At 54.3% G+C, this 14197-nt stretch carries 8 protein-coding genes; 3 read left to right on the top strand and 5 right to left on the bottom strand.

Annotated elements, in window-relative coordinates:
- Positions 1-293: 293 nt before the first annotated feature.
- The 5 genes from F5984_RS03590 to F5984_RS03570 form a co-directional block, all read right to left on the bottom strand.
- Entirely contained in the window at positions 294-1124 is an 831-nt protein-coding gene (locus F5984_RS03590) for a hypothetical protein (protein WP_152122831.1), read from the bottom strand.
- Between the two features lie 465 nt (positions 1125-1589).
- Complete coding sequence (locus tag F5984_RS03585) at positions 1590-2222, bottom strand: hypothetical protein (RefSeq protein WP_019987449.1); 633 nt, start codon at positions 2220-2222, stop codon at positions 1590-1592.
- On the bottom strand, positions 2219-4588 hold the full coding sequence (locus tag F5984_RS03580) for a hypothetical protein (protein WP_185155407.1): 2370 nt from the start codon (positions 4586-4588) through the stop codon (positions 2219-2221). Before F5984_RS03580 ends, F5984_RS03585 begins: the two co-directional genes overlap by 4 nt.
- 737 nt (positions 4589-5325) lie before the next feature.
- A complete protein-coding gene (locus tag F5984_RS03575) occupies positions 5326-8295 on the bottom strand; it encodes a M16 family metallopeptidase (protein WP_246168800.1) in 2970 nt (989 codons plus the stop codon).
- 139 nt (positions 8296-8434) lie between these two features.
- Positions 8435-10294: an outer membrane protein assembly factor BamB family protein gene (locus tag F5984_RS03570; RefSeq protein WP_152122827.1), complete on the bottom strand. Its 1860-nt coding sequence runs from the start codon at positions 10292-10294 to the stop codon at positions 8435-8437.
- A gap of 189 nt (positions 10295-10483) precedes the next feature.
- Here F5984_RS03570 and F5984_RS03565 point away from each other — a divergent pair, with 189 nt between their 5' ends.
- The 3 genes from F5984_RS03565 (at position 10484) to F5984_RS03555 (ending at position 14195) form a co-directional block, all read left to right on the top strand.
- Positions 10484-11083, top strand: coding sequence for an RNA polymerase sigma-70 factor (locus tag F5984_RS03565; protein ID WP_152122826.1), 600 nt, complete (start codon positions 10484-10486; stop codon positions 11081-11083).
- Positions 11084-11177: 94 nt separating this feature from the next.
- Entirely contained in the window at positions 11178-12209 is a 1032-nt protein-coding gene (locus F5984_RS03560; protein WP_152122824.1) for a FecR domain-containing protein, read from the top strand.
- 72 nt (positions 12210-12281) lie between these two features.
- Positions 12282-14195, top strand: a complete 1914-nt coding sequence (locus F5984_RS03555) for an STN domain-containing protein (protein ID WP_152122822.1) — start codon at positions 12282-12284, stop codon at positions 14193-14195.
- The last annotated feature ends 2 nt before the right edge of the window (positions 14196-14197 follow it).

Below are 14197 nucleotides of genomic sequence, written 5' to 3'. Positions count from 1 at the left end.
GGAACACCCTCCTATTTTCGGGAGGGAGAATCAACAAAGTCGGAGGGGTGCTTGCTGGTTCGATTGAGCGTAGCCGTGGCGACCCATGTCCCGCACGGCGGCTGTCACCTCAGACCGTTTGAGCAGAACCATGCCTTGGGGCAGGTTAAGAAGCTGTTTGAGTTAATCGCTTTGGCCTTCAAGGGCGTCTTTTGGCTGATAGCTGCACCATTTTTTTGGGCCGTAGCTATGGCTACGACCTGCAAAAAATGGTTTGCTACCAACCAAAATCCACTCCTTAAATACTCAAATCGCTAACTCAAACAGCTTCTAAGATTCTGAGCCAGACCCAGCTGACTGTACACCTTACCGGTGGTGTCGAGGGTGATGATGGCCCGGTTTTTGGCGTGGTAGTAGCTCAACCGCCCCCAGAGCGGATAGCGGGTGTGGAGAATACCGTTTTTGGCCGCCGGATCCAGAGACAGCGTGCGCATGGTGGGTTTGCCCTGAGGTATATAGCGAGCCGCAAAAGGCACAAACGCAAAGGGCTGATAATCGACGACCAACTCGGAGCCCATGACGGCAAACCGGCTGCGGATATAGCGGTCTCCCCGGTAGCCCATTGCCCAGGCCGCTCCATCCTTATCGGCCAGGAGGATATTTAGATCGGTTGCTGTAGTTTGATCGGCGAGCAGTCCATCGGTTTGCACCCCACCGACCAGACTGCTGATGCGGTTGGCCCGAAAGGGTAAGGGCCCAGCTAAACCACTGGCGAGACTGATAGGCGTATCCTGCACGGGGCCAAAGGCTCCGGGCCCTTCAGCAGCAGGTTCATAGCTCAGCTGCATGAGGGCAGGCAGGGTGTTAAGACCGGTGCGGATGCGGGTGGCCTTATCAGCGGTGAGGTAGGTGTTGTGCTGCCGCCAAACGCCAAAGCGGATGCCCCCCTGAGGGGTGAGCTGGATCTGAGAAACATAGCCCTGTTGACGCAACAGCTCACGGCCCGACTGGAGGGCATCCTCCTCAATAGTGAACAGGACCACCGAGTCGGCTGTAATCGTAACTGGTGGGGCTTTGGGCTGCTGGGCCTTTGTGCAGGGGGTAAGCCCCAAAAGCAGGAGTGTAAATGGTACAGTTCGGTGCATAGTTAAGGTGGTATATAGTTGCAGAATTAAACTCTCGTTGTTTTATCAAATACGTGATGGCGAATTGGGAAGCAAAGTAACCTTGTTGTTACAATCGATGGAGAAGCCATGTTAACACATTATCCTTAACAATCATGAACTAAACAGATGCAGAATAATAATGCTCTGTTACCGATGAAGTTCGAAGCCTGCTTAAAGATATTCTCCTCGAGGGTGAATAAGGTTATCGAGTCCGCCGAGAGGGTGACAGGGGTCGGTGTGAGCTGCTGGGCCTGCGTGGTGAAGGCTAGCGTCAGCAGGAGAATGGGTGGTAGTATTCCTTGCATGGGTTTGGTGGTTTTGAATTAGGTCAATTTGGAGATCACCTACGTTCATCAAAAGTTTCACTTAGAACAACCGCGAGCCTTTCCAGAGGCTTTGAAACAGTACCTTAGAGAAAGATAAAAAAATGGGTAACTTGAAAACTTAAATGATTACTTTGCCACGGATTTCTTTTGGCACCTCTGAATATGGTATTGAAACAGAAACTTGTATTTTCTGCTTTGCCAACAAATCCTTTGGAAATTCTTCATCCTCATACCCTATGTAGTCCATTTTAAGTATTTTCATCCATTCAAGTATAATTCTTGAGGTAGCCTCGCTTAAGCTCATGTGACCATAATAACCAAGGTGCTTTACTTGTTCATAACTAAACATCATCACTTCACCGGCGTCATCCCTAACAACTTCACTTGCAGCAGTCCCTCGAACAACACTCCATTTAGTTAACTCTGGAGCTTGATTTCCCGGATACCCACCCTTGAAATCTTGAATAACATAATCTTTTCCTTCCATAGGTAAATACCCTAAAGGCCTCCATTTAAATTTACCCTTCCGGGGGGGACGCCCAACAGTTAGAAAGGGAGCAACTAAATCATCGAGTTTCACAAATTCCTCAAAATCAAATCTCTTGATTGGCTCGCCCCTTCTACAATCTAAAATGCTGGTGTAAAACCCAAACTGGGAATCAATTTGAGTAAGCCGGACATAGCCGTAGCCTATTTTAGGACCAAGTGTCACTTCCAACACGAGCCCAGAATAACCATTTGTTAGTTTCATCGCGATTTATTGTTACAGTCACAATTGGGATCGCCTTGGTACTCAAGGCCGGTAAAGCGAAACCCTCCCTGTGAGAAAGCTGGAAAAGCATTTGGGACATAAGCTTGTTGCCACCTGAAGTTAGGATACTTCTGATTGAGTACCCGTATACCTGCTAAGTTACGTGTTGTATAAGCAGGGTCTCGAAGAGTAGTACGTGTTGGGCTTGTTGAGTTTTTAATGTTGTCAATGATTTTATTCTTTCCTTGCGGAAATCGCTCTGTATAAGGCTGACCTCCGTTATTCAATTCGATGATCTGTTGCTCTACTCCTCGCGCTTCTCCTTTTTTTAAATTAGTAAAGAAGATTACAAAGTCGGTTACCTGTATCTCACCAGCTCGATATCTAAACCCAATAAACTCTTCCTCGCTTGCAGTAGAAATACCTACGTATTTAAGGCAAAGATCTACTTTCTTTTCAAGGCATTTCTTATGGTTTCGTTTGGCAATGTAGACTAAGTATCTCTTCCCATCGTCCTCATCTATATCTGGTTCCGTATTGGGGGCTTTTTTGGGTTCAACTTCGGTGTCTGTTTGTTCTTTAGAAGCATTAAGGTCTGGCGCAATATATGTCTGATCCACATAAGCTCTTGGATTGGCAAGCGGTCCAACGTCCTCTGTTCCCAAGCTAGTGGGGGTAAATACCAGTACAATTACGCTTGCGGCCTTAGAAATAACATTTCCAAGTAAGACAGCTTTTGGGGTATTTTTTGCTGCTTCACGCCCTAAATATACTAGTTCTCCTTCTGCATTTACTGCGTAAATTTTTGAAAGTTGAGGAGTCCCTGTTCCAACCTTTTTGATAATTTTTACGCTGGTTGGTGGATCGTCAAAGGGAACCTTACTACTCATAATTGTAGTTAAAGTCTCTTGACTATTCAGGTACTCTTTTATTTGTTGAGCTGAATTCGCTAAGTTACATGGCTCCAAAGCAGCTATCCGAGCCAGTGAATTCTTTAAAGCTTGGTTTGTGTTAGCAGAAGCGGATGCTGAACAAGTTAAGAATCCATTTATCCTAGTCAGAAGCTCTTGCTTGATAGTTTCTGGTAGAGTCGGGTCACTAGTTATTTTATCTTTTATTTCCTCAATTTGGAGAAGAGCTTTTTCATCATCTGTAGTCAAGGAGGCTAGACTAGTGCTATACAAATCCGCCACTTCGTTTGTTAGCTCCTCTAAATCAAAAAGATAACTGCCCGTGTTAGTACTCGAACTGTTCAATGTTGAAAACCAACTCGGATCGTACTTCGTAATCAGCTTTCCAGCCGTCAACTCATAACACTCGTTCAGCTTGGCGTTGCTAAACGTCACCTGGGCAGGTAGGTTCACCCCTTTCAGCAGGGTCACATCTACAATTCCTTCACCCGTCCAGCCGCCAGGGCCTCCGCCTGTAATGCTCGTCACCGTCACTTTGTAGTCGCCTGCGTAGAATTCATCGCCGGGGGCCAGGTTGGCAATGGCGTTGGTGGCGTCGGGGTTTTGGACGGTCACGTCCTTGCAACCCGTGTAGGCGGCTGTGCGCTCGGTACAGGGCTTGGCCGAGAGGGTGGTATAGGCCACGCAGGTATTGCCAGAAGGGTCGGTTATCACCACACTATACTCACCAATAGCGGTAGCAGAGACAGTTGACGTGGTACCTACTGCTACGACTGTGACGCTATTGGTATTAGCACCCGTAGTACTGCTCACACCCGTTGCCGGAGCGCCCGTCCGACGTTCCCATACGTAAGTGTAACCAGTCAGTGCCATGCCATCCAGGCTCTCAACCGATAAAGTCAGGCTGCCCAGCAAACCACCTACTCGGGGGATACGGTCGGTCTCGGTCCCGGTGCCATCTTTGCTGACGATACGGATGTCGCAGGTAGGTTCGGTGGGCGTCAGTGAAGAACTACCCGTCAGCACACAGCCACTGCCCGTTGTCAGGGTGGGCGAGTAGCGCGCTGTGGCGGCCGTGGCGGCAAAAGGAATCGTCAGCGTTGCGGTAGTAGCGGTGGTGCCGTCGGGTTTGAGCCAGTGGTAAGAGGCTACCGGGCTGCTGGGGGTGAGTTGGGGGGTGAGCGTCACCAAATCCCCATCGGCCACTACCGTGTTGTTGTTAGGATACCCAATGACAATGCTTAGGGCTGGTGCGGCACTGATGGTCAGCGGAGTCGAGCTACCAATAACGATTGGGGTCGTGTTGGTCGTCACAATGCGCACCTGATAGGTTCCGGGGGGCGCATTGGCCGGTATGGTGGCGGGCACACTGCTCAGGGTCGTGTTACCAGGGGTAGCTTCACCCAGCACAGTTGGGGTTGCAAAGCTGCCCGAGACATCGGAAAGCTGCGCCACAAAGCGCGTTCCGGTAGGCACGGTTCCCTGCGTGGTAAAGGGTACTTCCCGGCTGTTGCCCGCACAGACCGCTGGATTAGCGGGCGGGTTAGTCGTAATGCTCAGGTCCAAACTACCCTGCACCGTAATCGAGAGGGAAGCCACTGCACTACACGACTGCCCGGCCACGCTAGCAGTTACGGAATACAAGCCCGAAAGGTTTGTCGAGAGCGTCGTACCGCCCTGGAGTATGGCGCCAGTTGTGCTTGTATTTACCCCTGAAGGGGCTTCCCACCGATATTGCACACCAGCAGGAACAGTACCATTGATGGTCCGCACGGCTGTAAGCGACAGCACATTACCTGCATTGGCCAGTACGCCCCCGGTTGAGATGCTTGTATAGGCAGCTGGATAGCCACTAAGCTGTTATCCCCTATCAGAGTAGTGCACAATGCAGCTTTTAAGGACCAACTGGAGTTTGTTTACACACCCAGGCATGGGTCCTGGTTAGATAGGGTCGAGCCGAATAGCCGGGTGAAACAGCATAAATTTCCCCCGTCAGATTAACCGTTAGACAACACCAGAGCCGTTGTTAAGCCTTTGCCTGACAATTTTTTAACGAAAGAAATCACCTCCCAAAAACCTCGACTCTTCCAGCATCACCAGATGCTAACTTAGTGGGTGCATTTCTACTCTCAACCTCCCTCGCGCACATCCCCCTCCTGTTTTTCAGGAGGGGGTCAGGGGGTGGTAAACAATTAATACCCGAAAATCTCTTCCAGCGTTAGCTTTTTCACGGCGCCATATTTGCCCAGATCGTTCGGGGTGACGCGCTTCTCCGACGCCACCACGCAAAGCGTGTACGGCTTGTTGGCCAGTTGCGTATCAGCAAACTGCTTCAGGTCGGCGTACCCCATTTTGTCAATGGACTCATATGTCTTCTGACGGGCGTCGTAGTCGATGCCTTTTTCCACCGCATCGAGGTAGTTGTAGATAATGGCGTCCTGCCGGATTCGCTCCGTTTGCAGGTTCTTTTTCATACCCACCTTCGCCGTTTCGAGTAACTTATCCGACTGCGGCAAGGCGTTGAGCAACTCGTTCATACCCGCCACCGCTTCATGGAATTTATCGGCCTGACTACCAATGTACGCACTCACCGAAAACTGCTCGTCTTTACGATCCGGGATGTCGTAGTTGGCATAGGTCGAGTAGGCCAGCGCTTTCGACTCGCGCAAGGTCTGGAACACCACCGACGCCATGTTGCCACCGAAGTAATTGTTGAACAGGTTAACCGTAGGCAGTTGTGCTGGGTCGAAATCGGCCGTGTTACGTACCCAGAAAATCTCCGACTGTACCATGTCGTAATCAGCAAACAGCACTTCGGGCTTTTGCTGCGTCAGTTGCTTGAAGTTCTGCCGGGCGGGCACCTGCTTAAACTGGGTCGGCATCTGATGCGCCTGCGTGAGGGCCGTGCCGAGGGCCGCCAACGGCTGCGGGCCGTAGTAAATAACCTGATGCGGGTAATCGAACAACGTATGGAGCACCTCCAGCAACTGAGCCGACGTGAGGGCCTTCAGTTCGTCGTTGGTGAGCTGATTGTTGTACGGATTTTTGGAGCCGTACTGAGCGTAACTGAGCAAGCCCTGCAAAATAGAGCCTTTGTTCAGCTTGTTGTCGGCCCGCGATTTCAGAATCCGCTCTTTCAGGTCGGCCAAAGCGGCTTCGTTAGCCTGACAGTTCCGCAACAGATGGTCGAGTAAGGCTACACTTTTCGCGAAGTTCTCCTGCAAACCCGACAGCCGAACGGTGGTGTAATCGCCCGACGAATACAGGTTATAATCGCTGGCGAGGTTGAAAAACTCCTTACTCAGCGCTTCTGACGAATACTTACTTGTGCTCAGAAACGCCAGATACTGCGTTGCAATAGGTAGCAACTTGCTGTGGTTGGTACCCATTGGAATCCGGTACGCTAACCGAAACAGGTCATTGTCGGGGTTGTTTACGTACAACACCTCTACCGAGCCCGACTTGCCGATTTTACCGCGCTGAATATCTTTCTTGTAATCGAGCCACACGGGTTTCACCTCGCCCATAGGCATATTGTTTACCTGCTGCAAAAACGGCGACTGCGCTTCGCGGTTCACCTCAACAGGCGTAATGGCGGGCTTATCCACCTTCACAATGCTCTTGTCTTCGCCCTTACGCTTGTACACCACCACGTAGTTGTCGCGCAGGTACTCGTTGGCAAAATCCATGATTTGCTGCTTGGTCACCCGCGCCAGCTGCTCGTTCAGGCTTATCATATCGGGGTACGAACTGCCCCCCGACAGAATAAAGGCTTCGAGCAGCTTATCGGCGCGGCCGTAATTGTTTTCCAACGTTTCAATCTGCCGCTTTTTGTAATTGTTCACAATCGAGGTCATCACCTTCTGGTCGAAGTCGCCACTTTTCAGCTTGGCCACTTCGCCCAGCAGTAGGGTCTTTACCTCATCGAGCGATTGCCCCTGTTTCGGCCGACCAAACAAACTCCACACGCCATAATCTTTCATGAACTGGGGCGACGAACCACCGCCCAGAATTTTCTGCGCTTTGTTCAGGTTCAGGTCAATCAGGCCAGCCGCCGAGTTCGACATCAGCTCATCGACCATGATGGCCACCGCCTGATTCTGCGCAATTCCACCCGGAAACCGGTAACTGATTCGGACCGATTCGGGCGTAGGGCCGAACACTTCGCGGGTCTGCACGGCCGTAAGCGGGGCCTCCGGCACGGGGTTGTACAGGGTCACGGGCTTGCGTTGCATGTACGCAAACGCCTTGTCGATTTTGGCAATGACCTGGTCGGGGTTGAAATCGCCCGCCATAATCACGGCCATGTTGTTGGGCACGTAGTACTTATCGAAATAATTGCGAATCTCAACCAGCGACGGGTTTTTGAGGTGCTCTACGGTACCAATTGTGGTCTGCTGCCCGTAGTTATGCGTCGGAAACAGGGCCGCCATGGTGGCCTCTTGTACCTTGCGGCCGTCGTTGTCGAGCGAGCGGTTTTTTTCTTCGTACACCGCTTCGAGTTCGGTATGGAAAATTCGGAGCACAGGTTTACGGAACCGCTCGGCCTGTACCGCCAGAAAACGGTCGAGGGCATTGGCCGGGATGTCTTCCAGATACACCGTTTGTTCGTACGAAGTGAAGGCGTTGGAACCCTGCGCCCCCATCGACGCCATCAGCTTATCGTACTCATTGGCAATGGCATACTTGGCCGCTTCGCCCGATGCGGCATCAATCTGCTGGTAAATTTCTTTACGCTTACTCTCATCAGTCGTTTTGTTGTACTGCTCATACAGGGCATCAATTTTGTCGAGCAACGGCTTTTCTTTCGCCCAGTCGAGCGTCCCGAACCGGTCGGTACCTTTGAAAAGCATGTGTTCGAGGTAGTGCGCCAGGCCCGTATTGGTACGCGGGTCGGTATTGGAGCCCGCCCGCGTCGGGATAAACGTGAAAATGCGCGGCTCTTTCCGGTTCACACTCAACATAACCGTAAGGCCATTTTTAAGCGTGTAGAAACGGGCCTGCATGGGGTCGTTGGCGAGGTACTTATACGTGTACCCACCCGGCGAAGTGCCCGTTTTCCAGGCGGCTGTTTTAGGCGTTTGAGCATGGGCCATCAGGCTACAGACCAACAAAAGGCCCGCAACCCATCCCATTCTGAATCGTTGTTTTATGGATAGCATAAACTGGTTGGAGGAGTTTTTTCAAAGATACATACCGCTCAGCACCCCAAAACCCAGAACATGATGACCGGTTGTTAAAAAAGATTAACCGTACAGCCGCAACCAAAAACGAAAAACCATAAACGATAAACCAAATTTATCAAAACCTCAACCGGGCCACTTTACCGTCCATCGTCGTGACCAGCACCTCGCGGCCATTGAGTGGCCAAATCCGGTTGACCATCGCATTGGAGAGTTTATGCGCCCAGGCCACCTGCCGGGTTTGCCGGTCAACGGCGTACACGGCCCCGTCGTCGGTGGGGATAAAAATGTACCCACCCCGCTCGGTCACGGGCGAGGGGCTTATTTCGTAGCCGTACCGGCAGTTGACAAACCACTCAGGCTGTAGCTGCGCCGACCGCGTCGACAGGGCCCAGAGCGTGTCGTTCATACACTTGACGTACACGAGCGAGCCATCTTCCGAAAGTCCACTCGACTCAAAGCCCTTGTGCTTGTTCGATTTCCAGATTTCGCGGCCCGTTTGGGCATCGAGTGCGGTCACGGTACGGTCGGGCGTTTGCAGGAAAATCCGCCCGCCCACTATCTGAGGGGTGCCGGCCGCGGGCGAGAAATTACGGCTTTTACCGTTGGTCCAGCTCCAGTCGAGGGCGCCCGTTTGGCGGTTGAGGGCGTACAACGTCGACCCCCACGACCCTACATACACCCGGTCTTTGTCGGCTACGGGTATCGACTCAATAAACCCGTTCACCTTGTCAAACGTCCATTGCTCGGCTCCGTTTTTAAGGGCCAACGCCCGAAATTTCCCTTCCGAACTGCCAATGTACACCGTTTTCCGGTCGATGAGTGGGCTGGCTACAATCGCCTTACCGGTTTTGCGGGCCCAGCGTTGGCGACCCGTGCGGGTATCGAGGCAGTAAATCGTACCGTCGGTAGAGGCAAATACCAGTCGGTTTTTGTGCAGAGCGGGGGTTGAGTACACCTTGCCGCCGGTCTGAAAACGCCATTTCACCGAGCCATCGGCCAGCGAAAGCGCCACTAGATTACCGTTGGTATTGGGGTAAAACGCATACGTCCCATCCGACACGATGCCCGCCCCTACATCGCTGCTGTCCTGCTTTTCCCAGACGGCCTGCACCTGCGGGTATTGCTCATTCACGGCATACGAGGGGCGTGGGTACGGTTTCGATGCTTGCCCGAACCGGTGATTCTCCAGCACGATAGTCCGCCAGGGCAGAGCCGTTTGCCCGGCCTGAGCACCCACCGTGGGCGTTCTGACGGCAAACGTCATGGTATCATTCCGAATAGTCACCAGATTATAACCACCCACCGCGTCTTTAGCCCGCAGATTCGAGCGGCCCATTGTGGCCGGAATTCCCTCGTAATTCATTGCCTTATTGGCGTGTCCATGCCCACACAAAGCAGCCTGTACGTTCGTTTTCTTTAGTTCGTCGGTGAGCAGGTACCAGTTGGCGAGGGCATCGTCGAGTGGGTAGTGATTCATAAAAATAACCGGCCGGTCGGTGCCCCGGAGCTTCTCGACCTCGGCGCGTAGCCAAAGCACATCTTCGCGGGCTACCAGTCCCGGCGACATCCGCATGTTGGGGCCGCTTCCGCACCCGATAAACCGGTACTTCCCAAAATCGAACGCAAACCGTTCGGCCCCGAACACCTCCCGAAACCGGTTGCAGCCATTTTCTGACCACTTCGTGTCATGATTGCCGGGAAAGATGTACCATTTGCGGGTCAGCCCATCCATAATTCGTTTGGCGGTGGTCAACTCCTCTTCGGTGCCAAAATCGGTCACGTCGCCCGTAAACACCACAAAGTCGATGTTGGGCAGGGCGTTGATGTCGGCCACGGTCCGGCGGAGGTCTTCGGCAGCGGTCTCGGGCGCCCCCACGTGGGTGTCGGTCACAAACGCGAACCGAATGGGCTGACCCACAGCGACTGTACAGAACCAACCAAAACAAATCAGGAAAGACAAACCGCGAAAGCGCATACAAAAGAGGGGTTGAGTGGTCGATAGCGGCCAGCCGAACGGCCCCGCATCAGGGGCAAAAATACCCCTATCCGGCCTGCCAAAAGGGGTTTCACCCGTTTTGTGCAAAAAATTTAGCGAAGCCGTGGGGGTAACCGCTTACTCAGTGGTCTTTCGGCTACAACCACAAAGGCCGGAAACGGTGTAGTTTTGCAGGAGACCATTCTACCATCGGTGCAGTTGACGGATCAGCAAACTCTCGACGCCATTCGGGAGGGCAACGAGCGGGTGTTCGAAACCTTGTTTCGCGAACACTACGCGGCCCTTTGCCAGTATGCCTTTACGCTACTGCGCGACCGCGATGATGCCGAAGAAGAAGTGCAGGCCCTGTTTCTGACGTTCTGGGAACGGCGCGAAACCCTGCTCATCAGCACCTCCCTCAAAGCCTACCTGTTTCGGTCGGTGCACAACCGCTGTCTCAACCGCATCAAGCACCTGTCTATCCGCGAAGAACACCGGCAGCACGTAACACATGTTGGCGAAGCACCGAGCCTCTCGCCCGTGGATGCCCTGGCGGGGCAGGAGTTGAGCGAACGGATCGACGAAGCCATGAAACAGCTTCCCGAACAATGCCGACGGGTGTTTTACCTGAGCCGGTTTGAGGAGCTGCGCTACGGCGAAATTGCCGAACGGCTGGGTATTTCGGTTAAAACAGTTGAAAATCAAATTGGAAAAGCCTTACGAATTTTGCGGCTTGAGCTGGCCGATTTTCTGGTTTTGTGGCTCCTTCTGGGGTTAAATGGTTTTTAGTTTATCGTTTTAGATGGCCGGAAAACAACGCCTTCACTACCGGCCAACTAACCAAAAACTATAAACCAAAAACTATAAACGTTACACTGCATTCATGTCAGACGAACTGCTGGGCAAATACATAGCCGGAGAGGCCACCGCCGACGAGCAGGCTGCTGTACGCCGGTGGCTCCTGGAAAGCCCCGACCACCCCGCCGAGCTGGCCCGGCTCGAACGCATCTGGGTGGCAGCGGGCAAGCGGTCGGGGCCCGAATCGGCCCCGGCCTTCGATACCGACCGGGCCTGGCAACGGCTGCATGGGCAGATGCACCGGCAGGCCACACCAGTGGAGTCACCGGCCCAGGTACCTACCCGCCGGGGGCAGCCCGGTTGGCTACGTGTGGCCCGCGTGGCTGCGGTGGCTCTGCTCATCGGCACTGTTGCGTTTCTGACGTATCAATCCTACCAAAACCCCGACGCTATCGACCCGACGACTACGTTACTGACCCAATCGACTACCAACCGTACCCAACGGCTTACCCTGCCCGATGGCTCAACGGTACTGCTCAACCGCCAAAGTTCGTTGCGGTACCCCGCCACGTTTGACGGCGACACCCGCGAGGTTACCCTGACCGGCGAGGCTTTTTTCGACGTAAAACCAAACGCGAACCAGCCGTTTATCATCCATGCTCAGGACACCGACGTGCGGGTGGTGGGTACATCGTTTGGGGTACGGGCCTACAACCGAAACGTGGAGGTATCGGTGAAGACGGGCCGGGTGGTGGTCCGAAAGAAACGACAGGAAGTAGCCGTAACGCCCGGTCAGCAGGTACAGGTCGACTCGACGGCCGATACCCTCCGGCGGCTCCCGACATTCGACGCCAACACGCTGGCATACAGCACCCGGCGGCTTCAGTTTACCAACCAGCCGTTATCAGGCGTAGTGGGAACGCTTAGCCGCTACTACGGAACCGATATTCAACTATCAGCCACGCAGCTCCGCGACTGCCGACTGACTGCCGAGTTCGAAAACGAGTCGGTCGAAACCGTGCTGGGCATTGTGGCCGAAACGTTGCAACTCACCGTGAAATCTACCGGCAACGGGTATGTGCTTAGTGGCACGGGCTGCGGCCCCTCGGCCCAATAAACCTCTTTTTATCGCTTTATCCACCGTCCTCCCCGCCTTACGTGTCGGGTTGGCCTCACCGCTCTTTGTAGTATGGTACGCTTGGTCTTCTTCTTTTTTCTTGTCCGAATTGTCTATCCGGCCGGGGCGCAACCGGCCTCACCCCTCGACCGGCTGGTGTCGGTTGATGCCCGCAACGAACGGCTCGCCGACGTGCTGCGGGCGATGTCACAACAAGCCAATTTTGGTTTCTCGTACAACCCAGCCGTGGTCAACGATACCCGGACAGTTACCCTCCGGCTCAGCAAGCAACCGGTGCGGGTAGTATTGGGTCGGTTGTTCGACGGGCAGACGGTCAGTTGGAAAGTACGGGGCAACCATGTGCTGCTGCTGGGCGAAGGCGAAACGCGGAAGGAGCCGTCGCATTTTTTTCTGGACGGATACATCATTGACGAGCAAACGGGCAACCGCATTGGTGCCGCGAGTGTGTACGAACGCACCTCGCTGGCATCGACCGTGAGTAATCCGTACGGCTACTACCGGCTCAAACTGGCCCGTGACCTGCCCACCAACGCCCGCGTTGAAGTTCGGAAACGGCTGTACGCCGGGGAATCGGTCACGCTGGGGGCGCGGCAGTCGCGCACGGTGGATGTTCGGTTGCGGCCTCTGCCCACCCCACCGGCTCCGGCTACCGTAGCCGCCAACAACACGCCACCGCCCCCCGCTCCGATAGCCACCCGACAGCCGCCCGTTGCGGCCGACACCACCCCCACCGACCTCGCCAACCGGGCCCCGACCCTGCCACCGCCCCCCGCCGACTCGGTCAGCGATACCAACCGCCGAACGGGCTGGGACCAAACCCTGCGCTCGCTCGAACGGGCGTATGAAGTGGCCCGGCAGATTATTCACCGCCAAAACCTCGACGCCGACACGCTTTACCGACCGTTTCAGATTTCGCTCCTGCCCTATATCGGCAGTAATCATCGGCTGAGTAACCACGTCATTAACCACCTATCTATCAACCTGTTTTCGGGGACAGCACTGGGGGTTACGGGTATCGAAGTAGGCGGATTTATGAACCATATCCGGGGCAACGTACAGGGCGTGCAGCTGGCCGGCTTTGCCAACTTTGTAGGGCACAACGTGTACGGTTTTCAGAGTGCGGGCTTTCTAAACCAAACGAAAGGCGACGTAGAAGGTGGGCAGGCAGCCGGGTTCATGAACGGGGTCCGGGGCAATGTAAGCGGCCTGCAACTGGCTGGTTTTCTGAACCTTGTTCGGGGCAAAGCTACGCATAGCCTGCAAGCAGCCGGGTGGGCCAACAAAACCGAGGGCGATGCCAACCGAGTGATTCAGCTGGCCGGCTTCTCGAACCGCACCCGCGACCTGAGCAATGGCCTTCAGGTAGCCGGGTTTATCAATCACGCCCGAGTGGTCAGGCGCGGGGTTCAGATTGCCCCCATCAACGTAGCCGACTCGTCGGGCAGCGTACCGATTGGGCTGCTGAGTTTTGTCCGGCAAAATGGTTTCCGGCGGTTCGAGGTGAGTGCCAACGAAACGTTTCCGGTCAACCTCAGCTACCGAACGGGCGTTCGGCGGTTTTACAACCTGCTCACCGTGGGGGCCAAACCCATGGACCTGACCGGCTCACCAGTTTGGCAGGCTGGCTACGGCGTAGGCACGGCCTTTGGGCTGGGCCGGACCTGGCTGGTTAGTGTCGATGTTAGCAGTCATGCGGTCTGGAACAGCCGTACCGAAGTCCTTTTCGACAACTGGAAGCCCGCCCTGCTGCTGCGGGGCACCCCTACCCTCGAAAAACGCTTCGGTCGGCTGGCACTCGCGGCCGGGCCGTCGGTGGTGTTTTACCATCTTAGCAACGCCACCAACCCATTGCAAAACACCCGGTTGCTCATTTCTGACAGCCCCGCCGTTGACCAGCTGACGTTCAGCAATCGGAACTGGACAAGCTGGATTGGCTGGCAGGCTGGCCTCCGCTGGACAAACTAACC

It is taken from the genome of Rudanella paleaurantiibacter (assembly GCF_009184635.1).
GTDB lineage: Bacteria > Bacteroidota > Bacteroidia > Cytophagales > Spirosomataceae > Rudanella > Rudanella paleaurantiibacter.
This window is presented reverse-complemented; position numbering and strand designations above follow the sequence as displayed.